Genomic DNA, 24,396 nt, shown 5'->3' with positions numbered 1-24,396 from the left:
ATATATGAATTATTATTCTGGAAAGCGGCTCGCAGAAATAATGTAATTTTCGCGAAAAAGAATTACATCTTTGCATTTTAATTCAGAGGGATAAGATGTGCGGCGGGTGCTTAAGACTTTCTGTCTTGAGCATTGTTGAGGGACAGAAAGTAGAAAGCCCCGGGAAATTTTCATTTACCCGAGGCTACTCTCCCTCAACTCCGACAAGTTGAGAGTAGCCTCTTATTCTTTTTTTGACAAGGAGTAAAAGGCATGACGCCATTAAAAACTGCGTTAGGCATCGTCTTTATTATTTGCCTGACGATAGTGATCTTTACCTTTATTACTCGAGGTAAGTTATGCGAGTTTTCAATAAAGGGTGAACATCAGGAGGTGGCGGCAAAATTAGCCTGTAACGCAGGCTAACCTCTACGGGCGGAACCAAGGTTCCGCCCGGCTTGCAGGATGCTGAGGTCTTAATGCACCCATTTTTTTCTTCTGTCGCCGCGATTATACTGCGCGGCGTGTACCCCGATGATAAGACCCCATGAAACATATTTTTCTGTTGTTGTTACTTTTTACATCGCTTGTCCGTGCCGACGAGATTGGCAGCCAGTACAAAGAACAGGCTGAAGCGGGTGACGCCCGTGCCCAGTATTATTTGGCCGATACATATTTTAGCTCCGGTGACAGCAAGCAGGCCGCGCTGTGGGCCGAGAAAGCCGCTAAAGGTGGCGATGTCGACGCCATGGGGCTGCTCTCGCAAATCCTCTATACCCAGGGAAATTATGCGCAAGCTAAGGCACTGGCGCAGCAGGCAACCATCGCGGGCAGCAAGCGCGGCGCGATCATGCTGGCGCGCGTGCTGGTCAACACTCAGGCAGGTACAACCGACTATCCCCAGGCCATCAAACTGCTGCAAACGGCGACCGAAGATATCGACAACGACTCTGCGGTAGATGCGCAAATGCTGCTGGGGCTGATTTATGCCAACGGCGTTGAAGTGGTCCAGGACGACGTGCAGGCCGCCTCGTGGTTCAAGCGGAGCTCGGCACTTTCACGCACGGGCTACGCCGAGTACTGGGCGGGGATGTTGTTCAGGCAGGGTGAGAAAGGCTTTATCACGCCCAATAAACAGAAAGCGCTGTACTGGTTGAACCTGAGCTGCACTGAAGGGTTTGATACCGGATGCGAAGAGTTTGATGCGCTGAGCGGAGAGTAAAGCATTGCCCGGTGGCGCTGCGCTTACCGGGCCTACGGCTTGTGTAGGCCGGGTAAGGCGAAGCCGCCACCCGGCTTTTAACATTACTGGTCAGCCGTCTTATCAAAACGACCCAGCACCTCGCGTTCATACGCCAGCGCTTTTTTACGATCGAATTTGTGTTCCCACTTGGCGATAACCAGCACCGCCAGGGCATTCCCCACCACGTTCAGCGCGGTACGCGCCATGTCGAGGATACGGTCCACACCGGCGATAAACGCCAGACCTTCCAGCGGAATACCGACGCTGCCAAGCGTTGCCAGCAGCACCACGAAGGAGACGCCCGGAACGCCTGCAATACCTTTGGACGTCACCATCAGCGTCAGCACCAGTACGATCTCCTGCCACAGCGACAGGTCAATGCCGTACAGCTGCGCAATAAAGATGGCGGCGATGCTCTGGTACAGCGTCGAACCGTCCAGGTTAAAGGAGTAGCCGGTCGGTACCACGAAGCTGGTAATAGAGGCAGGCGCGCCGTAGGCTTCCATCTTCTCAATGATTCGCGGCAGCACGCTCTCAGAACTTGCCGTGGAGTACGCCAGAATCAGCTCATCTTTCAGGATGCGAATCAGGATCCAGATGCTCAGCCCGCACAGGCGCGCCACGATCCCCAGCACCACCAGCGCGAAGAACAGAATGGCGAAGTGCACCAGGAGCACCAGCTTCGCCAGCGGCCACAGGGAGGCAAAACCGAAGTTCGCCACGGTGACGGCGATAAGCGCAAACACCCCTACCGGCGCGTAACGCATCACCATGTGCGTCACTTTGAACATGGTTTCGGAGATAGAGCGGAACACGGTCACCAGCGGCTCACGGTGCGTCGCCGGCAGGGAAGAGAGCCCCAGACCAAACAGCACCGAGAAGAAGATGATAGGCAGCATCTCGCCCTTCGCCATCGACGCCACGATGTTGGTCGGCACCAGCGACAGGATAGTGCCCATCAGGCCATGCGCATGGCTCTGCACGTCAGCGGTCGTACTTTGGTATTTCGAAATATCCACCGTTGCCAGCTGCGACATATCGATCCCGGACCCCGGCTGGAACACGTTCGCCAGCGTGATACCGAGGATAATCGCAACCGTAGTGATCACTTCGAAATAGATAATGGTTTTCGCACCAATACGGCCTAACTGTTTCGCATCGCCGACGCCCGCAATACCGACCACCAGCGTCGAGATCACAATCGGCACCACAATCATCTTGATCAGATGAATAAAGATATCCCCTGCCGGTGAAAGCAGGTTCGCAATCAGCCATTCGCGGCTGTCGCTATGATAGTGGAGGTAACTGCCCAGCAAGATGCCCAGCACAAGGGCGATTAAGATCTGCCAGGCAAGGCTGACTTTAACGTTTTTCATAGAAACTGACTTCCTCAATGAAGCGCCTTATTCACTCAAACTGCATGAACAGGGAGACATACTGAAAGGGTATGAATTGTGTTGCGTTGGTTTATGGGATTTTTTAACGCGGCGTATGAGTATCATTTGCGCGACCTGTTGCGCAAGCCTTAAAGAACGACGCGTTTCACTCACAAAAGCGACGATGACGGGAGTTTGTTCTAATTCTGACAAATAACCTTTTGTTATAAAAACGCTTTTTTAAACATAAATGTGAATAATCGTCAGCATCAATTATTTTCCTTCAAAGTTTCATTCGCTCAATTTTCATACTCTTCAAACAATGCGTGATCTGTAGCCCAAATAATAAACAAAGCTTGTAAAGCCCCTACAATTAACGTTTTTGCGACATATTATTAACATCTTACAAGGAGAAAAAAAGCCATGAGCCAAATACATAAACACGACATTCCCGCAAATATTGCGGACCGTTGCCTGATCACCCCGGAGCAGTACCACGAGAATTATCAGCAATCTATCACCGCCCCGGACACCTTCTGGGGTGAGCAGGGTCATATCCTTGACTGGATCAAACCTTATCAGAAGGTGAAGAACACCTCCTTTGCGCCCGGCAATGTCTCCATTAAATGGTATGAAGATGGCACCCTGAACCTGGCGGCGAACTGCCTCGATCGTCACCTCGCCGAGCGCGGGAATGAGACGGCCATCATCTGGGAAGGCGATGACGCCTCGCAAAGCAAACATATTACGTACAAAGAGCTGCACCGCGACGTGTGCCGCTTCGCCAACGTCCTGCTGGAAAAGGGCATTAAAAAAGGCGATGTGGTCGCTATCTATATGCCGATGGTGCCGGAAGCTGCGGTGGCCATGCTGGCCTGCGCGCGTATCGGCGCGATCCACTCGGTGATTTTCGGCGGGTTCTCGCCAGAGGCGGTTGCGGGCCGTATTGTCGATTCCAGTTCAAAACTGGTGATCACCGCCGATGAAGGTGTGCGCGCCGGACGCGGTATCCCACTGAAGAAAAACGTCGACGAAGCGCTGAAAAACCCGAACGTCAAAACGGTCAGTAACGTCATCGTCCTTAAGCGTACCGGCGGCAAAATCGACTGGACCGAGGGGCGCGACCTGTGGTGGAGCGACCTGATTGAGAACGCGAGCGACCAGCATCAGCCGGAAGAGATGAACGCCGAAGATCCGCTGTTCATTCTTTACACCTCCGGCTCCACCGGTAAGCCGAAAGGCGTCCTGCACACCACCGGCGGCTATCTGGTCTATGCGGCCACTACCTTCAAATACGTCTTCGACTACCATCCGGGCGACATCTACTGGTGTACCGCCGACGTGGGCTGGGTTACCGGACACAGCTACCTGCTGTACGGACCGCTGGCCTGTGGCGCAACAACGCTGATGTTTGAGGGCGTACCAAACTGGCCGACCCCGGCGCGTATGTGTCAGGTGGTCGACAAACACCAGGTCAACATTCTCTACACCGCGCCAACGGCGATCCGCGCACTGATGGCGGAAGGCGATAAAGCCATCGAAGGCACTGACCGATCTTCATTGCGCATCCTCGGTTCCGTGGGTGAGCCAATCAACCCGGAAGCCTGGGAGTGGTACTGGAAGAAAATCGGCAACGAGAAATGCCCGGTGATGGACACCTGGTGGCAGACCGAAACCGGCGGCTTCATGATCACTCCGATGCCGGGCGCCACGCAGCTCAAGGCCGGTTCCGCAACCCGCCCGTTCTTCGGCGTGCAGCCTGCGCTGGTGGATAACGAAGGCAACCCGCTGGAAGGCGCCACCGAAGGCAACCTGGTGATCACAGACTCCTGGCCGGGTCAGGCGCGTACCCTGTTCGGCGATCACGATCGCTTCGAGCAGACCTACTTCTCGACCTTTAAAAACATGTACTTCAGCGGCGACGGCGCGCGTCGTGACGAAGACGGCTATTACTGGATAACCGGGCGCGTGGACGACGTGCTGAACGTCTCCGGCCACCGTCTGGGCACCGCTGAGATTGAATCGGCGCTGGTATCGCATCCGAAGATTGCCGAAGCGGCGGTTGTGGGCATTCCGCATAACATCAAAGGCCAGGCGATTTACGCCTATGTCACTCTGAACCACGGCGAAGAACCGTCGCCTGAGCTCTACGCTGAGGTGCGCAACTGGGTGCGTAAAGAGATTGGCCCGCTGGCGACGCCGGACGTGCTGCACTGGACCGACTCGCTGCCGAAAACCCGTTCCGGCAAAATTATGCGTCGTATTTTGCGCAAAATCGCGGCTGGAGACACCAGCAACCTCGGTGATACCTCAACGCTCGCGGATCCTGGCGTGGTGGAAAAACTGCTCGAAGAGAAGCAGGCCATCGCGATGCCTTCCTAGTGTTTTCTCCCTCTCCCTGTGGGAGAGGGCTGGGGTGAGGGCATCAGACCGCACCTTCCTCCCCTCACCCTAACCCTCTCCCCAAAAGGGAGAGGGGACTAAAAACAAACCTACCTTACCTTTGGAGACTCTGTGATGAATAACGATATTTGTCAGCAGATAGAGAATAGTGCGCACTACAGGGAGCTCGTCGATAAGCGGCAACGGTTTGCCTTCATCCTTTCCATCATCATGCTGGTTATCTACGTCGGCTTTATTCTGCTGATCGCCTTTGCCCCGCACTGGCTGGGCACCCCGCTGCACGAGGGGACCAGCGTAACGCGCGGTATTCCGATTGGCATTGGCGTGATTGTGATTTCATTCCTGCTGACCGGCGTCTACGTCTGGCGCGCGAACGGTGAATTCGATCGACTTAATAAAGCGGTACTGCAAGAGGTAAAAGCATCATGAAGAGAGTTCTGACGGCGCTCGCCGCCACGCTTCCCTTTGCCGCCCACGCGGCGGATGCCATTACCGGCGAGGTCCAGCGCCAGCCAACCAACTGGCAGGCCATTGTGATGTTCCTGATTTTCGTCCTGCTGACGCTGTACATCACCTACTGGGCGTCGAAACGCGTGCGCTCCCGTAACGATTACTACACCGCTGGCGGCAACATTACCGGCTTCCAGAACGGGCTGGCGATTGCGGGTGACTTTATGTCCGCCGCCTCGTTCCTCGGGATCTCCGCGCTGGTGTACACCTCCGGCTATGACGGCCTGATTTATTCCCTCGGCTTCCTCGTCGGCTGGCCGATCATCCTGTTCCTGATTGCCGAACGCCTGCGTAACCTGGGCCGCTATACCTTCGCTGACGTGGCCTCATATCGCCTGAAGCAGGGGCCGATTCGCACCCTCTCCGCCTGCGGTTCGCTGGTGGTGGTGGCGCTGTACCTGATTGCGCAGATGGTCGGCGCGGGTAAATTGATCGAACTGCTGTTCGGCCTGAACTACCACGTCGCGGTGGTGCTGGTTGGCGTGCTGATGGTGATGTACGTGCTGTTCGGCGGCATGCTGGCAACCACCTGGGTGCAGATCATCAAAGCCGTCCTGCTGCTGTTCGGCGCCAGCTTTATGGCCTTTATGGTGATGAAGCACGTCGGATTCAGCTTCAATAACCTGTTCACCGAGGCGATGGCGGTCCACCCGAAAGGGGAAGCGATCATGAGCCCGGGCGGGCTGGTGAAAGACCCGATATCCGCGCTCTCGCTCGGTCTCGGCCTGATGTTCGGTACCGCGGGCCTGCCGCATATCCTGATGCGCTTCTTCACCGTGAGCGATGCGCGTGAAGCGCGCAAGAGCGTCTTCTACGCCACCGGTTTCATGGGTTACTTCTATATCCTGACCTTTATCATCGGCTTTGGCGCGATCATGCTGGTGGGGGCGAACCCGGCGTTTAAAGACGCGGCGGGCGCGCTGATTGGCGGTAACAACATGGCGGCGGTGCATCTGGCGGACGCGGTGGGCGGTAACCTGTTCCTCGGCTTTATCTCCGCCGTGGCCTTCGCCACCATTCTTGCGGTGGTTGCAGGGCTGACGCTCGCCGGCGCGTCTGCGGTGTCGCATGACCTCTACGCCAACGTTATCCGCAAAGGCGCGAGCGAGCGCGACGAGCTGAAGGTCTCGAAAATCACCGTGCTGGTGCTGGGCGTCGTGGCGATTCTGTTAGGCATTCTGTTCGAGAAGCAGAACATCGCCTTTATGGTGGGGCTGGCCTTCTCGATTGCGGCAAGCTGTAACTTCCCGATCATCCTGCTCTCCATGTACTGGTCGAAGCTGACCACGCGCGGCGCGATGATTGGCGGCTGGCTGGGGCTGCTGACGGCGGTGATCCTGATGATTCTGGGCCCGACCATCTGGGTGCAGATCCTCGGTCACGCAAGCGCTATCTTCCCGTATGAATACCCGGCGCTGTTCTCGATCGCCGTGGCGTTTATCGGCATCTGGTTCTTCTCGGCCACCGACAATTCGCCGGAGGGTAACCTGGAGCGTGAGAAATTCCGCGCCCAGTTTATCCGTTCTCAAACCGGCCTGGGCGTTGAGCAGGGCCGCGCGCACTAAGCCTTTCTCCCCGGTCATTCTGGCCGGGGAGCTTAAAACATCACCCACGCCACCAGCGGCGCAATCAGCACCATCACTACGCCTGAGAGCATCATTACCAGGCTTGCGACAACGCCCTCCTGCTGCCCCAGCTCATACGAACGTGCCGTGCCCGCCCCGTGTGACGCCGCGCCAAACCCCGCGCCTTTCGCCATCCCTTCCCGGATCGACAAGCGCAGGAACAACATATCGCCGACCGCCATACCGAACACACCCGTCACGACAACAAACAGCGCCACCAGGTCCGGCTGCCCGCCGAGCGGTTTAGCGGCCGCCAGCGCAAACGGCGTGGTTACCGAACGCACCGCCAGGCTGCGCTGAATTTCATCGGGCAGCGTAAACAGCCGCGCCAGCCAGACGGAGCTGCACACCGCGACCACCGTGGCGGTGATCACGCCCGCGCTGAGCGACATCCAGTGGCGTTTGATAATCGCCAGGTTGTCGTAAACGGGGACGGCAAAAGCGATGGTCGCCGGGCCGAGCAGCCACAGCAGCCAGTGGGATTCGCCAATGTAGTTCTGCCAGGAGATGTGGCCGAAGACCAGCATCAGCACCAGCAGGATCGGCGTGAAGACCAGCGGCATCAGCGGCAGGGCATGAAAGCGGCGATACAGCCGCTTGTTGGCAAAGTAGATCGCCAGCGTCGCAATCAGGCACAAGACGCTGATCTGAAAATTAGTCATGTTTGTGCCTGCTGATTTCAAAGCGATACACTTTATCCACCACCCAGGCGGTTGCCCCCAGCACCATCAGCGTACTCAGCGCGATAACCGCAAAGATTCGCCAGCCGTCCACCATCAGCAGCTGCGCATAGTTCACCACCGCCACCACCGCCGGAACAAAGAACAGTAGCATCTCCGCCAGCAGCCAGCGCGCCCCGGCGCGTACCCAGTTAAGGGGGATCACGCGGCACAGAATAAGCGTCAGCATCAGCAGCATCCCGACAAGATTGGCGGGCAGCGGCAGATGCAGCCAGCCGACAAGATATTCCGCGAAAACAAACAGTCCCGCGTAGAGCAGTACCTGCACCGGGACCTGGAGTCGTTGCACAACGGCAGGCGTAACACGGCTTAACGCCACAGCCATGGGGGTTTTCCTCAAAAATGAGACGAGGCGCCAGTATAGAGAGCGCACGGTATGGACTGAAATGAATTAAAATCATCAAAGGTATAGTTTCGAGGAATAATCATGGACATAAGAACGCTGCGCTATTTTGTCGAAGTGGTTCGTCAGCAAAGTTTTACCCGCGCAGCGGAGAAGTTGTTTGTTACCCAGCCCACCATCAGCAAGATGCTGAAAAACCTCGAAGATGAACTGAACTGTACCCTGCTGATCCGCGACGGGCGCAAGCTGTTGCTGACCGACACCGGACGCGTAGTATTCGAACGCGGGCTGGCGATTCTGGCGGAGTTTCGCCAGCTGGAAGCAGAGCTGGGCGATATCAATCATCTGAAGAAAGGTGTGCTTCGCCTCGGCATTCCGCCCATGGTGGGGATGATGATGGCCGGGCCGATTAGCCTGTTTCGCCAGCGTTATCCCGGCGTTGAGCTGAAGATTTCGGAGTTTGGTGGGTTAACCGTCCAGCAGGCCGTCACCAACGGCGAGCTCGACGTGGCAATGACCGCCCTCCCCGTTGAGGAAGAGAGCGGTCTGGCGACGCTTCCGCTCTTTAGCCACCCGCTGTGCGTGCTGGTTCCCCGCTCCGGCGACTGGCTGAAGTTGGACTCGGTGAGACCTGAACTGCTCGGCGAGCACCCTCTGCTGATCTACAACGAAGACTTCGCCCTCAGCCGCCAGCTAATGACGCTGTTTAACCAGCATAACGTCAAGCCGCGCATAGCGGTGCGCAGCGGACAGTGGGATTTCCTGGCGGCGATGGTGCAGGCCGGCGTGGGGATTGCCATCCTGCCGCAGCCGATTTGCGAGCGTCTGGATAAAAACACGCTGCGCTGGATCCCGCTGGAGAGCGACCTGCACTGGCAGCTGGGGATGATCTGGCGCGAAGGGGTGTATTTATCGCAGAGCGCGCAGGCGTGGCTGCAGTGTTGTGAGGGGTTTTGGGTGCCCTCAACCTAACCCTCTCCCACAGGGCTGAGGAATCCCCAGTAATTTTTTACCTGAAGCGATGAACGCTTCTTCTGCAAAATTAATGAGTTACAGCGACGCCCTGGTCCGGCTGTAAATCGCCGAAGCGTTTCCGTAAGGCCGGGGCGAGGCGCAGGGATGCGCCGAGAGGGCGTGGCCTGCAGGGATGCAGGCTCATGCCCGACCCGATAGCCTGAAGGAATAAGCTGAGGGCACCGCGAAGCGGCGATTTACCGCCGGGAGCCCGGGTCGCCAGGGTGGTGGCGATTGAGCCACCCTGGCACGTTCACCGGTCATGTCGTTACAGAGTAGCAAGGAACATAAAGTGAACGGAATGACCTCCACAGCCGTATGTTCCCCCTCACCCCAGCCCTCTCCCTCAAGGGAGAGGGGGTCGTCCGTGCAGTTGTGGGAAACCCTCAGCCCACAAGGAGAGGGAACCGATCGAGCACGCAGGCCCGGTAAGCGCAGCGCCACCGGGCAAAAACAGCGCTACTGATTCTCTATCAACAGCGCTTCCAGCAGGTCCAGATCGTGCAGCAGCTTTTGCAGCGTTTCGTTGCTGATCTGCCGCGTGGCGCGCAGATGGTACAGCTCGGCGCGCTCGGAGCGCAGCGCCGCCAGGCGGAACCGGCGCTCAAGGTTTTCCTCCTGCAGCGAGCTTTCCACATCGTTACGCCCGTCCGCGCGGCGGCGCAGGTTACCAATCACGCGGGAACTGACTTCCGTCAGCAGCTGATTGTCGATGTTCTCTTCCGCATCCGCGGCCAGACGCTCTTCCATTTTCTGAATCGCGACAATTGCCACTTCGGCGGTGGCCGCCCGGGCAATACGCTCCTCTTTATGCTGCTGGGTCGAATCACCGGCATCAATATGCTGGAGTAAAATCGGCAGCATAATCACGCCGACAAACAGGGAGAACAGAATCACGCCCGCCGCCAGGAAGACCAGCTCGTAGCGCGCCGGGAAGACGTCGCCCGTGGGCAGCAGCAGCGGAATGGAGAGCACACCGGCAAGGGTGATCGCCCCGCGTACGCCCGCAAAAGAGGCGATCAGCAGCTCACGCGTTGTCCACGAGCCGAACTCCATCGGCTTTTTCTTCAGGAAACGTACGCTGAAGTTTTTCATCGTCCACAGCCAGCCGAAACGCACCAGCATCAGCGCCATGTAGATCAGCACGATGTCGGTAAACAGCATCCAGACCTCAACGTTCGGATCGGCCTCCGCCGCCACCAGCGAGGATTCCATAATGCCCGGCAGCTGCAGGCCCAACAGCAGGAACACCATGCCGTTAAAGACAAATTCCAGCATGGCCCAGGTGCTGTTGGCACGCAGACGCATGGCCAGCGGCGCGCGACGCATTACGCCGGAACGGGTGATGGTCATCCCCGCCGCAACCGCAGCCAGAATGCCCGACACGCCGATATGTTCGGCAATCAGATAAGAGGCAAACGGCAGCAGGAACAGCAGTACGATCTGCGTTGCGGGCTCATCGCCGCCCCAGCGGCTGAGGAAGCGCAATGAGCGGCCGTACAGCCAGCTCACCACGAAGCCCGCCAGAATACCGCCAATCGCCACCTTGAAGAATTCAAGGGTTGCGCCGCCGATGGTAAAGACCATCGTGCCCATCGCAACGGCCACGGCAAACTTCAGGGCGACCAGGCCGGAGGCGTCGTTCATCAGCGCCTCACCCTGTAAAATCCCCATGATTTTCTTCGGAATACGGCCTTCACCCACAATGCCAGACAGCGCCACGGCATCGGTTGGCGACAGCACGGCGGCCAGCGCAAAAGCCGGTATTAATGGAATACCCGGTACCGCCCAGTAGATCAGAAAACCAATCCCGACGACGGTGACCACCACCAGCGCCAGCGCCAGGCCGAAGATCTCGCGCCCGTGCTCAAGGAATTCGCGGGTGGGCGTTTTCCAGCCATCGGCAAACAGCAGCGGCGGGATAAACAGCACGAGGAACAGTTCGGGGTCAAATTCCACGTGCAGGCCAAACGTCGGCCACGCCAGCAGCGCGCCGATGGCAATTTGCATTAATGGCAGGGGGACCTGAAAGGGCAGTACGCGTGTAACCACCCCGGATAGCGAGACCACAAGGGTCATGATGAGTATTGTGAAGAAGATTTCCATGCGTTCCCTGTTTGCTGTGTTGCTTATGTACTCCGGAAGGCGTCGTGCCTTTTATTCTATCTTCTCCAGAGTAACGCAAAAGGCAACAGGATGAGTCCTGAAAATAAAAACGGGCGGCCTGAGCCACCCGTTTTCGCATCAATGGACAACTTAGATTGCCCAGCCGCCCGCGTAGAACGCTACCAGCGCAACGGCGATAATCACGGTGCCAACGTTCAGCTTGCGCCATTCACCGGAGACCAGACGACCAATCACCAGCGACGCGAAGCCGATCATAATGCCGGTCACGATGTTACAGGTCAGGACGATGAAGACCGCGGTAATCAGGCCAGACATCGCGTCCACGAAGTCCGCAAAGTCGATTTTCGCTACGTTGCTCAGCATCAGCAGGCCAACGTACATCAGCGCTGGCGCGGTCGCATACGCCGGAACCAGATAGGAGAGCGGAGAGAGGAACAGGATCAGCATGAACAGCACGCCGACGGTGATCGCCGTCAGGCCGGTTTTACCGCCTGCCGCCGTACCCGCTGCGGACTCGATGTACACCGCCGCAGGCGCCGCGCCCACCAGGCCGGAGAAGACGCTGCTCAGGGAGTCAGTGGTCAGCGCTTTGCCGCCATCAATAATCTGACCGTCTTTATCCAGCAGGTTCGCCTGACCGGCCACCGCACGAATGGTACCGGTCGCGTCAAACACGGCGGTCATCACCAGCGCCAGCACGCTTGGCAGGATCACCGGGTTCAGCGCGCCAACGATATCCAGGCTGCCAATCAGGGAGTTGCCTTTGTCATCGCTCAGCGACGGCATAGCGAAGATACCGGAGAAGTGTACGGTTGGATCGAAAATCAGGCCGACAATAGAAACGCCGATAATGGTCAGCAGAATGCCGCCAGGCACCTTCAGTTTTTCCAGACCGATAATCACCGCCAGACCGATAAGCGACATAATCACCGGGAAGCTGGCGAAGTGGCCCAGCGCTACCGGCAGACCGTCCAGCGGGTTCTTAATGACCAGACCGACGCCGTTGGCGGCGATCAGCAACAGGAACAGGCCGATACCGATGCCGGTACCGTGCGCCACGCCCTGCGGCAGGTTGCGCAAAATCCAGCTACGGATGCCGGTCGCTGAAATCACGGTAAACAGCACACCCATCAGGAACACGGCACCCAGCGCAACCGGTACGCTGATGTGCTGACCCAGCACCAGGCTGAACGCGGTAAACGCGGTCAAAGAAATGGCGCAACCAATCGCCAGCGGCAGGTTCGCCCACAGACCCATCACGATGGAGCCCACGCCGGCCACAAGACAGGTCGCCACAAAGACAGCCGCTGGCGGGAAGCCTGCTTTGCCCAGCATGCCCGGCACAACGATGACGGAATAAACCATCGCCAGAAACGTTGTCAAACCGGCAACAATTTCCTGGCGCACGGTGCTGCCGCGGGCCGAAATTTTAAACATGGCGTCAAGTGAACCGCCAGTACGCGCAGATGGCGTAGACATAGAAAACATCCCCTGAGAGTTTTTTAGGAAGTCCGTAAGCGAGGTGGAGACGCCACTGCCAGCTGAACGTCAAATCCTTGTGTTGCGTTTGTGACGAAAGGGCGTCACAAAAAAAGCAAACGTTTAGCTCCGCGCTTACAAACGGGTGGTCAAATTAAGGCAAACGATTATCTAGCGTAATCCCCGCCCTTTTCAACTGAACTTTATCGTTTTTCGCTAAAATTCCCTTATGACGCTGAAGAAATAAACAGAGGATGCGCAAACGTTATCGTCTATGCGCAATTTGTTTACATTTCAGTCCTCGCCCGGGATAGATAACGGTCCCCCCTGTTCCAGGGTTCTTTGCCAGCCTGGGGTGTTCTCAACTTTTGTCTTCCACGCCTGAATATGCGGCAGATTAGCGATACCGCCGCGCGCCAGCAGCGCAAAGATCGGGAAGCTCATCTGGATATCGGCCATGCTGAGCGAATCCCCGGCAAACCAGCTGTTTTCGGCAAGATGTGACTCAATAAAGCGCGCATGGGTTTCCAGCTGACGGTTGAGATACGCTTTCTGCACCCCCTGCCCCAGCGCTTTGCCCAGGGTTCTGATACCAAACGGCACCGGCGGCTTGCCGAGGCTGTTGAAGACCAGCTTCATTAACAGCAGCGGCATCAGCGATCCTTCGGCGTAATGCAGCCAGAAGCGGTATTGCACCTTATGCGACGGGTCTAAAGGCTTAAGGCGTGACTCGGGATCGTACGTCTCCTGCAGGTACTCCAGGATGGCGCCGGACTCCGCAAGGATCAGTCCGTTATCTTCGATAACCGGCGATTTGCCCAACGGATGCACCTTTTTAAGAGCCTCCGGTGCCAGCATGTTCTTTTCGCGCTGGTAGTGAACGATCTCATAAGGCAGGCCGAGTTCTTCCAGCGCCCAGATCGCGCGGTGCGAGCGCGACTGGTTAAGGTGGTGTACCGTGAGCATGGTTTTCTCCTGTTATTCATACTTTTTAACTATAGAAAATTGAACAACACCGCGAAAAAAATTCGTCTAAAAAACGGTCGGTGAGGCTGGCGAAAAAACGGGTCTTGCATAGAATTAAAGTGTCAGCACAATCCGGAACCTCCCCAACCAGCTCGACACTGAGGGGTGCTGATGTCGGGGGAAACCCTCCCGTGAACCAGCGGGATAGAGTGAAAGACAAAGACCGGGAAAAACTAAAGCGCCCTTATGTGGCGCTTTAGTTCTTTATAATGCTTTTGCCGGGTGGCGCTTCGCTTACCCGGCCTACGTTCCCGGTTTTGTAGGCCGGGTAAGGCGCAGCCGCCACCCGGCAAACCGGTCGCACATACTCATTCCTCTTCCAGCAACCGCGCCCCCGTCCCCTGCTCGCCCAGCCTGTCGCCGGGGTTACGCAACGGACAATCGCTACGCGACAGGCAGCCGCAGCCGATGCAGCCATCCAGCTCGTCACGCAGCGCGACCAGCGTATGAATACGCCTGTCCAGCTCTTCACGCCACTGGGACGACAGCTCTTTCCATTCTTTCGGGCTAAGCGTATGCCCTTCCGGCAGCACGCCAAACGCCTCGCCGATCGTGGCCAGGGGAATTCCGATTCGTTGCGCAATTTTGATAATCGCCACGTAGCGGAGCACGTCGCGGGTATAGCGACGCTGGTTGCCCCCGTTGCGGATGCTTTTAATTAACCCTTTGCTTTCATAGAAGTGGAGCGCGGATACCGCAACGCCACTTCGCTTCGCCACTTCACCGGGGGTTAACAGCGCTTTAATGCGCGGCAATCTCTTTTCCATAAAACCTCTTTACCTCAAGTTAACTTGAGGAATTATACTCGCCCGCAGAGAAAACGACGAATTAACCGAGATAGTTGTATCTACAGAGGGGCAACCTTATGTCGCATCAGCAGATTATTCAGACGCTTATTGAATGGATTGATGAACATATCGACCAACCGTTGAACATTGATGTGGTCGCTAAAAAGTCGGGCTATTCGAAATGGTATTTACAGAGAATGTTCCGCACGGTCATGCATCAAACGCTGGGCGAGTACATTCGCCAGCGCAGACTGCTGCTGGCGGCGCAGGCGCTACGCTCAACGCAGCGGCCCATTTTTGATATCGCGATGGACCTTGGCTATGTGTCGCAACAAACCTTTTCCCGCGTGTTTCGCCGCGAGTTTGACCGCACGCCGAGCGACTATCGCCACCAGTTGAATTAATCACCCTCAGTGCAAAGGTTGCTGCTGCCAGGTCATAAATTCCTGGGGCGGCATCGCTTTCGCGAAGTGCCATCCCTGACAAAACTGGACGCCGCGCTTCAACAGCCAGCTTACCTGCTCTGCCGTCTCTACCCCTTCCGCAATGGTTTTCAGCCGCAGGCTTTGCGCCATCTCGATAATATGCTCGGCGATCAGGTGGCTGGTACTGTTGGTCGTTAAGGTATCGATAAACGATTTATCGATTTTCAGAATATCCACGTTCAGCGAGTAGAGGTTGTGCAGGTTCGAGTAGCCGGTACCAAAATCATCGATCGCGACTTCATAACCCGCCTGACGGAAAGCCTGAATCACCGGGGTGGTTTTTGGCACATCGATAAAACCGCGTTCCGTCACTTCTATTTTGATTTGCTGCGCACGGACGGCGTAGTGGCGGGCCTTGTCGGAAATCATGGCGATCAGCCGCGAGGAGTGGAAATCCGTGGCCGACAGGTTAATCGAAATATAGAGATGCGGATGCTCGGCCAGGAAATGGCCCAGATCGTTGAACACCTCCTCAACGACATAGTCCGTAATCCGCTCGCTCATTCCCTCATTTTCCGCCAGCGGGATAAACTCAGCCGGGCTCATCACCTGCCCGTCAAAGCCAGGCCAGCGCAACAGCGCCTCCGCGCCCACACACTGGTTATTCTTAATATCAATAATCGGCTGATAGTGAACGCAAAGCTGTCGTTTGTTCAGCGCCCGGTGCAGTAAGCGCCCCGGCGAATTAAGCTCACGATGGGTACGCGACCATACCAGCAAAATAATAATGCTGCAGATCATGCCCAGCGGTAGCGTCAACGTCGCCTGGTGATAAAGCGTTTCATAAAAGCGTTTATTCGATGTCGACACAATGGCCGCAATCGGTCTTTTGGGAGATGTTACGATCGTATAAAAGCGGTTATCTTTTTGAAATACCGATTCCTTATCCCGAATCATCGAATTTAATAAAGAAACATTGGCTTTCTGGCTGACGGAAAAGAAAGCATTGGTTACCGTGTCGTACACACCCCAGGAGAGAGAATGATCCGCGGACATGACTTCGCTGTATGAAAGCGGATTGACGACCACCACATAATTTCCGCGCTGCATATATGTCATTTTATAGCCAGTATAAAATGGTGTATCGCGATAATAATAGATAGCGACGTCAGGTTTGCGCGTGTAATTAGCGACAGGAATGGCGTAGGGGTGATCCGGTGTAAAAACGGTCGAACAAAGAAAATTCTGACCTTCAGCGTAAATTAAATCGGCGACAAACAGGCGGCCACGAACAACGTTCAGCATATATTGACGGTGTCCCGGCGTGCAAAGCTCGCCCTGATATTTTACCGCCTCGTCCCTGGCCAGCTCAACCTGTTGAATAACCAGCTCTGTTTTGTCTAAAGCCAGTTCAGCAAATGTGCGTAGCTGGGCGCTTGTTTCAGACACGGCACGCAGTTGGGCAAACCATAGCGCAAGCATCACCGGCAGCATAACTACCATGATGATCCCTACCACCCTGAGCATTTTGCGCCGCGCGCTACGATTCATTTCCCGCCCTATATCCCTGCATGTTGTACGCCTGTAGTACTTAAGGCCGGATGCTTTGTTAAACAGGTGATTACGTTGCATGAATCATGTGAAGTTAGCAACTGACTTTTAGTATTAAAAATCTTAAATTTCGTTATGCCGATAATATTTTCCCGTAAGTTAAACTGTAAGTATTCGTTCCGTTTCAATTAAGGAAAATAATTATCCAGCCCGTCAGGCAGACGGGAAGATAACACAACAGACAATCGTTGATTAAGCCAAACGTCTGACAGCATGAAAAAAGTACAACTTCATCATGACGTTTTATGCTATTTGCTCTGGGGTATTGTGTCCGTTGATTTATAAATAGTCAGCCTTCACCACAATATTTTCAGGATTGGGTGAGAATAACGCCCCTCTTATAAAAACTGAATTTGCGCTATCCCCACTTGCCCGAAGCGCGTTTTCGGCACGCTGTGGCTCCGCCTCCTCGTGCGCCGAAGGCAGGACCAGCCCGCACAATCGCCTTTTCTGAGGAATAAAATCCTCTTTTTTGATCGCACAGACGCTGGCGAATAAATCAACAAACGTGATATAGTTCACACATATTCTGTAACGAGAAACACCGTTTCATTCAGTTCGTCTGTTTTATAGAGGATGGGTTTTATGGCAACCATTACTACCAGCATGGTTCTCCTGCGCTGGCCTTTGTTGAGTGCGGTACTGATGTTTTTAGCCAGCACGCTGAACATTCAGTTTCGTAAATCTGACTATGCGGGTCTTGCAGTTATCAGCACCCTGCTGGGGCTGGGTGCGGCCTGCTGGTTTGCAACGGGCCTGCTTGGCATCACCCTGCTGGATATCGCCGCCGTCTGGGAAAATATTAAAGTGGTGATGGTTGAGGCGATGAGCCACACGCCGCCAGACTGGCCGATGGTGATTACCTGATCCCTTCCGGAATAAAAAAACCCAGACGATAGTCTGGGTTTTTTGTTTTCAGCACGCGGAAATCAGAACGGAATGTCGTCGTCGAAATCCATTGGCGGTTCGTTAGACGGCGCCGGAGCAGACTGCTGCTGCGGACGAGACTGTGCGCCGCCGCTGAACTGGTTGCCGCCCTGCGGCTGCTGAGGCTGACCCCAACCGCCCTGCTGCTGGCTCTGACCGCCACCTGCCGGTGCGCCACCGCCCTGACGGCCACCCAGCATCTGCATGGTACCGCCCACGTTGACCACGACTTCTGTGGTGTACTTCTCAGCGCCGGCCTGATCGGTCCATTTGCGGGTACGCAGCTGGCCTTCGATATAGACCTGAGAACCTTTACGCAGATACTCACCGGCCACTTCGGCCAGTTTGCCAAACAGCACTACGCGGTGCCATTCGGTCTGCTCTTTCATCTCACCGGTCGCTTTATCACGCCAGGATTCGGAAGTAGCCAGCGTAATGTTGGCAACTGCGCCACCACTCGGCATGTAGCGTACTTCCGGGTCCTGGCCCAGATTACCGACGAGAATCACCTTGTTTACGCCTCTGCTGGCCATGTTCGTGTCTCCTGAATACGTTTCTTAATAGTGTAAACGCGCGAGTGTACCATTTCCACGCGGCAATTTGCATAGTTGCGTAGTCGGTTCAGAAATCTCTCGCGGACTCTACATTGTTACACAGCCAATCAGAAAATGCATTCCAATACTGTATATTCAAACAGGTCAAATTGTGTCATAATTAGCCGTTTCTGACAGCCGTTTGTCCTTCAAACAAATCAGGCAATCCGTGTTCCAACCGGGAAAGGTGAATGGATAAGATCGAAGTTCGGGGCGCCCGCACCCACAATCTCAAGAATATCAACCTCATAATCCCTCGCGACAAACTCATTGTCGTGACCGGGCTTTCGGGGTCTGGCAAATCCTCACTGGCTTTCGACACTTTGTATGCCGAAGGACAGCGTCGTTACGTTGAATCGCTCTCTGCGTACGCGCGTCAGTTCCTGTCGCTGATGGAAAAACCGGATGTCGACCACATTGAAGGGTTGTCCCCTGCTATCTCTATTGAGCAGAAGTCCACCTCGCATAACCCGCGTTCAACGGTCGGTACCATTACCGAAATTCATGACTATCTGCGTCTGCTGTATGCTCGCGTGGGCGAGCCGCGCTGCCCGGACCACGACGTCCCGCTGGCGGCCCAGACCGTAAGCCAGATGGTGGATAACGTGCTGTCGCAGCCGGAAGGCAAACGCCTGATGCTGCTGGCGCCGATCATTAAAGAGCGAAAAGGCGAACACACCAAAACGCTGGAAAACCTGGCAAGCCAGGGCTATATCCGCGCCCGTATCGACGGCGAGGTGTGTGACCTGTCCGACCCGCCAAAGCTGGAGCTGCAGAAGAAGCACACCATCGAAGTGGTGATTGACCGCTTTAAGGTGCGCGACGATCTCGCCACGCGTCTGGCGGAATCTTTTGAAACGGCGCTGGAACTCTCTGGCGGCACGGCCGTGGTCTCCGACATGGACGACCCAAAAGCGGAAGAGCTGCTCTTCTCCGCCAACTTCGCCTGCCCGATTTGCGGCTACAGCATGCGCGAGCTCGAGCCGCGCCTGTTCTCATTCAACAACCCGGCGGGCGCGTGCCCGACGTGTGACGGCCTGGGCGTGCAGCAGTATTTCGACCCGGACCGCGTGATCCAGAACCCGGAGCTGTCGCTGGCGGGCGGGGCCATTCGCGGCTGGGACAAGCGTAACTTCTACTACTTCCAGATGCTGAAATCGCTGGCGGAGCACTACAAGTTCGACGTCGAAGCGCCGTGGGCGAGCCTGAGCCCGAACGTACACAAAGTGATCCTGTTCGGTTCCGGCAAAGAGAACATCGAGTTCAAGTATATGAACGATCGCGGCGATACCTCCGTGCGTCGCCACCCGTTCGAAGGGGTGCTGCACAACATGGAGCGCCGATACAAAGAGACCGAATCCAGCGCGGTACGCGAGGAGCTGGCGAAATTCATCAGCAACCGCTCCTGCGCCACCTGTGAAGGCACGCGTCTGCGTCGCGAAGCGCGCCACGTGTTTGTGGAAAACACCGCGCTGCCGACCATCTCAGACATGAGCATCGGCCATGCGATGGACTTCTTCAACAACCTGAAGCTCTCCGGCCAGCGCGCGAAAATCGCCGAAAAAGTGCTGAAAGAGATTGGCGATCGCCTGAAGTTCCTGGTGAACGTCGGCCTGAACTACCTGACGCTTTCCCGCTCGGCAGAAACGCTCTCCGGCGGTGAAGCCCAGCGTATCCGTCTGGCGAGCCAGATTGGCGCGGGCTTAGTCGGCGTGATGTACGTGCTGGATGAGCCGTCCATCGGCCTTCACCAGCGCGACAACGAGCGTCTGCTCGGGACGCTGGTTCACCTGCGCAACCTCGGCAACACGGTAATTGTGGTCGAGCACGATGAAGATGCGATCCGCGCGGCTGACCACGTCATCGACATTGGCCCTGGCGCTGGCGTACACGGCGGCCAGGTGGTCGCGGAAGGGACGCTGAAGGACATCATGGCGGTGCCCGAGTCGCTGACCGGTCAGTTCATGAGCGGCAAGCGTAAGATTGAGGTGCCGAAACAGCGCGTAGCGGCAGATCCGGAAAAAGTGCTGAAGCTGACCGGCGCGCGCGGCAACAACCTGAAAGACGTCACCCTGACGCTGCCGGTTGGCCTGTTTACCTGCATCACCGGCGTGTCCGGTTCCGGCAAATCGACGCTGATCAACGATACGCTGTTCCCGATTGCGCAGACGGCGCTAAACGGCGCGACGCTGGCCGAGCCTGCACCGTACCGCGACATCCAGGGTCTGGAGCATTTTGATAAAGTTATCGACATTGACCAGAGCCCGATTGGCCGTACCCCGCGCTCTAACCCGGCAACCTATACCGGCGTCTTCACGCCCGTGCGTGAACTGTTTGCCGGTGTGCCGGAAGCGCGTTCACGCGGCTATACGCCAGGACGTTTCAGCTTTAACGTGCGCGGTGGCCGCTGCGAAGCATGCCAGGGCGACGGCGTGATCAAGGTTGAGATGCACTTCCTGCCGGATATCTACGTGCCGTGCGACCAGTGCAAAGGGAAACGCTATAACCGCGAAACGCTGGAGATTAAGTACAAGGGCAAGACCATCCACGAAGTGCTGGACATGACCATCGAAGAGGCGCGCGAGTTCTTTGACGCCGTCCCTGCGCTGGCGCGTAAGCTGCAGACTCTGATGGACGTCGGCCTGACCTACATTCGTCTGGGGCAGTCGGCCACCACGCTGTCCGGCGGTGAAGCGCAGCGCGTGAAGCTGGCGCGTGAGCTGTCAAAACGCGGCACCGGTCAGACGCTCTACATTCTGGACGAGCCGACCACCGGCCTGCACTTTGCCGATATCCAGCAGCTGCTCGAGGTTCTGCATCAGCTCAGAGACCAGGGCAACACCATCGTGGTCATCGAACATAACCTGGACGTGATTAAAACCGCGGACTGGATTGTCGATCTCGGCCCGGAAGGCGGCAGCGGCGGCGGTGAAATTCTCGTCTCCGGTACGCCAGAGACCGTTGCAGAGTGCGAAGCCTCGCACACCGCGCGCTTCCTTAAACCGTTGCTGTAATTGTCACACGGAGAGTTGCTGTCGGGTGGTTTCCGGCAGCAGCTCAACCGCCTGCTGATAGGACGCGTCCACCAGGTAGTAAATCTGCGAGCCAGGAATCGATCCATCCAGATAGACGGTGCTCCAGTGCGCCTTATTGAGGTGCTTGCTCGGCCTCACGTCATCATGCTGCTGGCGTAGCAAATCCGCCAGTTCAGGGCTGGTTTTCAGCGACGCCGCCGGACGGCCTTCCACCTCTTTCACCATCGCAAACAGGACATCTCCCACCTTAATCTGCGTGGCTTTCCAGTCGCTATGAACGCTCTGCTCCGCGCCGGGCTTGCTCATGCAGTACTGAAGTATCTCCGAAATTGTCATCTTTATTCCCCTTGTAGCGTGGCGATAATTTTACGCGAACCACCGTGAATGCGATGCTCTCCCAGCCAGATCCCCTGCCACGTTCCCAACAGCAGCCGCCCGTTGTGAACCGGCAGCATCAACGACACGCCCAGCAGGGAAGATTTAATATGGGAAGGCATATCGTCCGCCCCCTCATAGTCATGCTCGTAAGGCGCGTTGTCCGGGACGCTCTTCAGAAAATGGTGCTCCATGTCGGACCGGACGGTGGGATCGCAATTTTCATTAAGCGTGAGAGAGGCTGACGTGTGCTGAAGCAGCAGATGCAGCAAACCCGTTTTCACCCGCGACAGATCGCGGAGTTGCCCGATGACTTCATCCGTCACCAGGTGAAATCCGCGTGGTTTAGCGCTTAAGGTCAGGGTCTGTTGGTACCACATGTGCTGCTCCGTGATGAAAGATGAATCTTTCTAAGTGTGCAGCAAGAAGACGAAAGGTAAAACCCGCAGCAGCGAGATTTGATTAAAAAAGAGTCAAACCCGCTGCCGGGTACTTAATACTCCGAATTGACGATCACCTCTTCGCCAAACTTTCCGGCCATCGGCAGCGGTCGATAGGTCGAGTTAGAGGCGCGCAATACCCTGATCCCTCTGGCCCCCACGTCATGCGCGGCGGTGATGTCGTTATCCGAATCGCCGTAGAATACTTTGATATTTTTCTTTTCCAGCCACTGGGTCTTGGTGTTTTGCCCCTCTTTGTCACCGGCAAAAATGACCGGGCTCATGCTGGTCGCCGGGATCTGGAAATCATCCTGCAGCGTTTTAGAGACGGTTTCGGTTTTGGTCTGGCTGCGGCCGGTAACAAAATAAATGCTGTCGCCGCGCTTCACGTGCATGGCAATAAGCGCACGGGCAACCTCTTTCGGGATGCTGAATTCGTCCCAGCCGTTATTCATTTTTTCCCAGAATTCCGGGTTCTTCAGATACGCTTCGCTGTCGGGTGAATACGTTTTCTTCCCGCGCCAGAAGCCGGGGCTTGAGAACAGCACGGTATCGTCAATGTCAAAACCCACGGCCATTGGCGCGCGGCCGATCAGACTGTTTTCGATTTGGGCCACTGAAACCCAGTGAATGGGCGCCTGCTCGGCAAGAATGGCGGCGGTGGTGCCGGTGTAAAGCGGCGTCGGGGCAGAAGCTCGTGCGACGACGGCGCTGTTAAGCGAGAACAATAAGCAGGCGGCGCTGAGCGCCAGTGTGATCTTGCGCATATTTTCCCCTGAATATTCAGTTTGTTATCGTTTTAATTTGAGTAGATGGTCAAAAAACTATCCGACCATAACCCCAGCGGGAGGTGAAGGGAAGGAGTTTTTGCTTATGAAGCGGAATAAAAAGAAGACGATCACAAAGCGTGGAAGAGGCGTGTAGGCCCGGTAAGCGAAGCGCCACCGGGCAATGATTGGCACCGGCGCAAACAAAAAAAGCCGGGTGGCGGCTGCGCCTTACCCGGCCTACATATAGCATGCAAGTAAGTGAATACTTACATTACAGCAGCAAACGCCTGCGCCACGCGATGAACGTTGCTGGCATTCAGGCCCGCCACGCACATACGGCCGCTGGCGATCAGGTAGACGCCGAACTCTTCCCGCAGGCGATCGACCTGCGCCGCGCTCAGACCGGTATAGCTGAACATCCCACGCTGCTTGAGCAGATAGTCGAAGTTATGTCCCGGCACGGCCTCTTTCAGCACGTTAACCAGCTCCTGACGCATGGACAGGATGCGCTTACGCATCGCTTCCACTTCGGCAAGCCAGGACGCTTTCAGCTGTTCGTCACCGAGAACCGTCGCCACCACCTGCGCACCAAAGTTTGGCGGGCTGGAGTAAATGCGGCGCACCGTCGCCTTCAGCTGGCCCAGGACGCGACCCGCCGCTTCGGCGTCTTCACAGACCACGGACAGACCGCCAACGCGTTCACCGTACAGGGAGAAGATTTTAGAGAAGGAGTTGCTGACCAGCGCTGGCAGCCCGGCGCTGGCCACGGCGCGGATGGCGTAAGCATCTTCTTCCATGCCCGCGCCAAAGCCCTGGTAGGCGATGTCGAGGAACGGAATCAGGTCGCGGGCCTTCAGTACCTCAATCACCGCATCCCACTGGGCGTTGGTGAGATCCGCCCCGGTCGGGTTATGGCAGCATGGGTGCAGCAGCACAATGCTGCGCGCCGGCAGCGTGTTTAGTTTTTCCAGCAGCGCTTCAACGCGCACGCCGTTCGTTTCGCTGTCGAACCACGGATAGGTCGCCACGTTGAAACCTGCGCCCTCGAAGATCGCAACGTGGTTTTCCCACGTCGGGTCACTGACCCATACGCCTGAATCCGGGAAGTATTTTTTCAGGAAGTCTGCACCCACTTTCAGCGCACCCGAGCCGCCCAGCGTCTGGATGGTCGCCACGCGTTTTTGCGCGAGCACCGCGTGATCGGCACCGAATAACAGCGGAGCGATGGTGTTGCGGTAGGCGTTTAACCCTTCCATCGGCAGATAAAGAGAAGCACCGTGTGGAACAGCGTTCAGACGCGCTTCGGCTTCGGCAACGGCTTTTAATTGAGGAATGATGCCATCCTCGTTGTAATACAGACCGATGCTGAGGTTCACTTTGTCGCTGCGAGGATCTTCTTTGAAACGCTCCATTAAGGAGAGGATAGGGTCGCCGGCATAGGCGTCAACTTTCTGAAACACGCGATGGTTCTCCGGAATTCGATGAGGCAGGGATTTCAACAATAAACCGGAACATCACTCAACACCACCCCTTAAGATTATCCTGCGATCGGCATAGGTTTTTTGCG

Annotated in this window: 23 protein-coding genes; 9 read left to right on the top strand and 14 right to left on the bottom strand. The window is 56.3% G+C overall.

Annotation, left to right across the window (positions count from 1 at the left end):
• Nucleotides 1-252 precede the first annotated feature (252 nt).
• Both QMN93_RS16795 and QMN93_RS16790 read left to right on the top strand, forming a co-directional pair.
• On the top strand, nucleotides 253-405 hold the full coding sequence (locus tag QMN93_RS16795) for a Hok/Gef family protein (RefSeq protein WP_032644722.1): 153 nt from the start codon (nucleotides 253-255) through the stop codon (nucleotides 403-405).
• 121 nt (nucleotides 406-526) lie between these two features.
• Nucleotides 527-1,201, top strand: coding sequence for a tetratricopeptide repeat protein (locus QMN93_RS16790; protein WP_193138785.1), 675 nt, complete (start codon nucleotides 527-529; stop codon nucleotides 1,199-1,201).
• 83 nt (nucleotides 1,202-1,284) lie between these two features.
• Here QMN93_RS16790 and gltP read toward each other — a convergent pair whose 3' ends face one another.
• Nucleotides 1,285-2,598 (bottom strand): glutamate/aspartate:proton symporter GltP, encoded by a 1,314-nt coding sequence (gene gltP, locus QMN93_RS16785; protein WP_023310067.1) that lies wholly within the window; start codon nucleotides 2,596-2,598, stop codon nucleotides 1,285-1,287.
• Nucleotides 2,599-3,021: 423 nt separating this feature from the next.
• Here gltP and acs point away from each other — a divergent pair, with 423 nt between their 5' ends.
• The 3 genes from acs to actP all read left to right on the top strand — a co-directional run bounded on the left by acs (nucleotide 3,022) and on the right by actP (nucleotide 7,076).
• Entirely contained in the window at nucleotides 3,022-4,980 is a 1,959-nt protein-coding gene (gene acs, locus QMN93_RS16780) for an acetate--CoA ligase (protein ID WP_058842101.1), read from the top strand.
• 135 nt (nucleotides 4,981-5,115) lie between these two features.
• Nucleotides 5,116-5,430 carry a DUF485 domain-containing protein gene (locus QMN93_RS16775; RefSeq protein WP_023310065.1) on the top strand — a complete coding sequence of 105 codons (315 nt, stop codon included), beginning with the start codon at nucleotides 5,116-5,118 and terminating at the stop codon, nucleotides 5,428-5,430.
• A complete protein-coding gene (actP, locus tag QMN93_RS16770) occupies nucleotides 5,427-7,076 on the top strand; it encodes a cation/acetate symporter ActP (protein ID WP_033144419.1) in 1,650 nt (549 codons plus the stop codon). The genes QMN93_RS16775 and actP overlap by 4 nt, the downstream gene beginning before the upstream one ends.
• A 32-nt stretch (nucleotides 7,077-7,108) precedes the next feature.
• Here the strand turns inward: actP and QMN93_RS16765 are convergent, their stop codons facing one another.
• On the bottom strand, nucleotides 7,109-7,798 hold the full coding sequence (locus QMN93_RS16765) for an LrgB family protein (RefSeq protein ID WP_023310063.1): 690 nt from the start codon (nucleotides 7,796-7,798) through the stop codon (nucleotides 7,109-7,111).
• Complete coding sequence (locus QMN93_RS16760) at nucleotides 7,791-8,201, bottom strand: CidA/LrgA family protein (protein WP_021242769.1); 411 nt, start codon at nucleotides 8,199-8,201, stop codon at nucleotides 7,791-7,793. Before QMN93_RS16760 ends, QMN93_RS16765 begins: the two co-directional genes overlap by 8 nt.
• 102 nt (nucleotides 8,202-8,303) lie before the next feature.
• Here QMN93_RS16760 and QMN93_RS16755 point away from each other — a divergent pair, with 102 nt between their 5' ends.
• Nucleotides 8,304-9,191, top strand: coding sequence for a LysR family transcriptional regulator (locus QMN93_RS16755; RefSeq protein WP_039262399.1), 888 nt, complete (start codon nucleotides 8,304-8,306; stop codon nucleotides 9,189-9,191).
• A 501-nt stretch (nucleotides 9,192-9,692) separates the two neighbouring features.
• Here QMN93_RS16755 and QMN93_RS16750 read toward each other — a convergent pair.
• From QMN93_RS16750 to soxR, 4 genes are all read right to left on the bottom strand, one after another.
• Nucleotides 9,693-11,339 (bottom strand): Na+/H+ antiporter, encoded by a 1,647-nt coding sequence (locus QMN93_RS16750; protein ID WP_033144417.1) that lies wholly within the window; start codon nucleotides 11,337-11,339, stop codon nucleotides 9,693-9,695.
• A gap of 150 nt (nucleotides 11,340-11,489) precedes the next feature.
• Entirely contained in the window at nucleotides 11,490-12,839 is a 1,350-nt protein-coding gene (gene ghxP / locus QMN93_RS16745) for a guanine/hypoxanthine transporter GhxP (protein WP_023310059.1), read from the bottom strand.
• A gap of 294 nt (nucleotides 12,840-13,133) precedes the next feature.
• Nucleotides 13,134-13,805 (bottom strand): glutathione S-transferase family protein, encoded by a 672-nt coding sequence (locus QMN93_RS16740; RefSeq protein WP_182382919.1) that lies wholly within the window; start codon nucleotides 13,803-13,805, stop codon nucleotides 13,134-13,136.
• Nucleotides 13,806-14,173: 368 nt separating this feature from the next.
• Complete coding sequence (gene soxR, locus QMN93_RS16735; RefSeq protein ID WP_014882155.1) at nucleotides 14,174-14,632, bottom strand: redox-sensitive transcriptional activator SoxR; 459 nt, start codon at nucleotides 14,630-14,632, stop codon at nucleotides 14,174-14,176.
• A 98-nt stretch (nucleotides 14,633-14,730) separates the two neighbouring features.
• On the opposite strand from soxR, the gene soxS reads away from it, so the two are divergent.
• Nucleotides 14,731-15,057, top strand: a complete 327-nt coding sequence (gene soxS / locus QMN93_RS16730) for a superoxide response transcriptional regulator SoxS (protein ID WP_013095071.1) — start codon at nucleotides 14,731-14,733, stop codon at nucleotides 15,055-15,057.
• Between the two features lie 6 nt (nucleotides 15,058-15,063).
• Here the strand turns inward: soxS and QMN93_RS16725 are convergent, their stop codons facing one another.
• Together QMN93_RS16725 and QMN93_RS16720 are read right to left on the bottom strand one after the other, a co-directional pair.
• The gene (locus QMN93_RS16725; RefSeq protein WP_193138784.1) at nucleotides 15,064-16,629 is read right to left on the bottom strand and encodes an EAL domain-containing protein; all 1,566 of its coding nucleotides are present in this window, start codon (nucleotides 16,627-16,629) and stop codon (nucleotides 15,064-15,066) included.
• Nucleotides 16,630-16,968: 339 nt separating this feature from the next.
• Nucleotides 16,969-17,211: a hypothetical protein gene (locus QMN93_RS16720; RefSeq protein ID WP_182382918.1), complete on the bottom strand. Its 243-nt coding sequence runs from the start codon at nucleotides 17,209-17,211 to the stop codon at nucleotides 16,969-16,971.
• 63 nt (nucleotides 17,212-17,274) lie between these two features.
• On the opposite strand from QMN93_RS16720, the gene QMN93_RS16715 reads away from it, so the two are divergent.
• On the top strand, nucleotides 17,275-17,556 hold the full coding sequence (locus tag QMN93_RS16715) for a YjcB family protein (RefSeq protein WP_008503385.1): 282 nt from the start codon (nucleotides 17,275-17,277) through the stop codon (nucleotides 17,554-17,556).
• 62 nt (nucleotides 17,557-17,618) lie between these two features.
• On the opposite strand, the gene ssb1 is transcribed toward QMN93_RS16715, so the two are convergent.
• Entirely contained in the window at nucleotides 17,619-18,149 is a 531-nt protein-coding gene (ssb1, locus tag QMN93_RS16710) for a single-stranded DNA-binding protein SSB1 (protein WP_029740211.1), read from the bottom strand.
• A gap of 251 nt (nucleotides 18,150-18,400) precedes the next feature.
• On the opposite strand from ssb1, the gene uvrA reads away from it, so the two are divergent.
• Nucleotides 18,401-21,223, top strand: a complete 2,823-nt coding sequence (uvrA, locus tag QMN93_RS16705; protein WP_029740212.1) for an excinuclease ABC subunit UvrA — start codon at nucleotides 18,401-18,403, stop codon at nucleotides 21,221-21,223.
• Between the two features lie 3 nt (nucleotides 21,224-21,226).
• Here uvrA and QMN93_RS16700 read toward each other — a convergent pair whose 3' ends face one another.
• The 4 genes from QMN93_RS16700 to tyrB form a co-directional block, all read right to left on the bottom strand.
• Nucleotides 21,227-21,580, bottom strand: coding sequence for an MmcQ/YjbR family DNA-binding protein (locus tag QMN93_RS16700; protein WP_023310053.1), 354 nt, complete (start codon nucleotides 21,578-21,580; stop codon nucleotides 21,227-21,229).
• 2 nt (nucleotides 21,581-21,582) lie between these two features.
• Entirely contained in the window at nucleotides 21,583-21,999 is a 417-nt protein-coding gene (locus QMN93_RS16695) for a secondary thiamine-phosphate synthase enzyme YjbQ (protein WP_023310052.1), read from the bottom strand.
• Between the two features lie 113 nt (nucleotides 22,000-22,112).
• Nucleotides 22,113-22,826 (bottom strand): acid phosphatase AphA, encoded by a 714-nt coding sequence (gene aphA / locus QMN93_RS16690; protein ID WP_182382916.1) that lies wholly within the window; start codon nucleotides 22,824-22,826, stop codon nucleotides 22,113-22,115.
• Nucleotides 22,827-23,095: 269 nt separating this feature from the next.
• Nucleotides 23,096-24,289: an aromatic amino acid transaminase gene (tyrB, locus tag QMN93_RS16685; protein ID WP_047059576.1), complete on the bottom strand. Its 1,194-nt coding sequence runs from the start codon at nucleotides 24,287-24,289 to the stop codon at nucleotides 23,096-23,098.
• Nucleotides 24,290-24,396: the final 107 nt, after the last annotated feature.

This window comes from Enterobacter sp. R-1.6.2 (assembly GCF_035064085.1).
GTDB classification, from domain to species: Bacteria; Pseudomonadota; Gammaproteobacteria; order Enterobacterales; family Enterobacteriaceae; genus Enterobacter; species Enterobacter asburiae_B.
The sequence above is the reverse complement of the archived record's forward strand: the minus strand, read 5'-3'. Positions and strand labels throughout refer to the sequence as shown.

Coding starts and splice junctions, on each gene's coding strand:
- QMN93_RS16795 (WP_032644722.1), top strand. CDS start 253: ATGACGCCATTAAAAACTGCGTTAGGCATCGTCTTTATTATTTGCCTG.
- QMN93_RS16790 (WP_193138785.1), top strand. CDS start 527: ATGAAACATATTTTTCTGTTGTTGTTACTTTTTACATCGCTTGTCCGT.
- gltP (WP_023310067.1), bottom strand. CDS start 2,598: ATGAAAAACGTTAAAGTCAGCCTTGCCTGGCAGATCTTAATCGCCCTT.
- acs (WP_058842101.1), top strand. CDS start 3,022: ATGAGCCAAATACATAAACACGACATTCCCGCAAATATTGCGGACCGT.
- QMN93_RS16775 (WP_023310065.1), top strand. CDS start 5,116: ATGAATAACGATATTTGTCAGCAGATAGAGAATAGTGCGCACTACAGG.
- actP (WP_033144419.1), top strand. CDS start 5,427: ATGAAGAGAGTTCTGACGGCGCTCGCCGCCACGCTTCCCTTTGCCGCC.
- QMN93_RS16765 (WP_023310063.1), bottom strand. CDS start 7,798: ATGACTAATTTTCAGATCAGCGTCTTGTGCCTGATTGCGACGCTGGCG.
- QMN93_RS16760 (WP_021242769.1), bottom strand. CDS start 8,201: ATGGCTGTGGCGTTAAGCCGTGTTACGCCTGCCGTTGTGCAACGACTC.
- QMN93_RS16755 (WP_039262399.1), top strand. CDS start 8,304: ATGGACATAAGAACGCTGCGCTATTTTGTCGAAGTGGTTCGTCAGCAA.
- QMN93_RS16750 (WP_033144417.1), bottom strand. CDS start 11,339: ATGGAAATCTTCTTCACAATACTCATCATGACCCTTGTGGTCTCGCTA.
- ghxP (WP_023310059.1), bottom strand. CDS start 12,839: ATGTCTACGCCATCTGCGCGTACTGGCGGTTCACTTGACGCCATGTTT.
- QMN93_RS16740 (WP_182382919.1), bottom strand. CDS start 13,805: ATGCTCACGGTACACCACCTTAACCAGTCGCGCTCGCACCGCGCGATC.
- soxR (WP_014882155.1), bottom strand. CDS start 14,632: ATGGAAAAGAGATTGCCGCGCATTAAAGCGCTGTTAACCCCCGGTGAA.
- soxS (WP_013095071.1), top strand. CDS start 14,731: ATGTCGCATCAGCAGATTATTCAGACGCTTATTGAATGGATTGATGAA.
- QMN93_RS16725 (WP_193138784.1), bottom strand. CDS start 16,629: ATGAATCGTAGCGCGCGGCGCAAAATGCTCAGGGTGGTAGGGATCATC.
- QMN93_RS16715 (WP_008503385.1), top strand. CDS start 17,275: ATGGCAACCATTACTACCAGCATGGTTCTCCTGCGCTGGCCTTTGTTG.
- ssb1 (WP_029740211.1), bottom strand. CDS start 18,149: ATGGCCAGCAGAGGCGTAAACAAGGTGATTCTCGTCGGTAATCTGGGC.
- uvrA (WP_029740212.1), top strand. CDS start 18,401: ATGGATAAGATCGAAGTTCGGGGCGCCCGCACCCACAATCTCAAGAAT.
- QMN93_RS16700 (WP_023310053.1), bottom strand. CDS start 21,580: ATGACAATTTCGGAGATACTTCAGTACTGCATGAGCAAGCCCGGCGCG.
- QMN93_RS16695 (WP_023310052.1), bottom strand. CDS start 21,999: ATGTGGTACCAACAGACCCTGACCTTAAGCGCTAAACCACGCGGATTT.
- aphA (WP_182382916.1), bottom strand. CDS start 22,826: ATGCGCAAGATCACACTGGCGCTCAGCGCCGCCTGCTTATTGTTCTCG.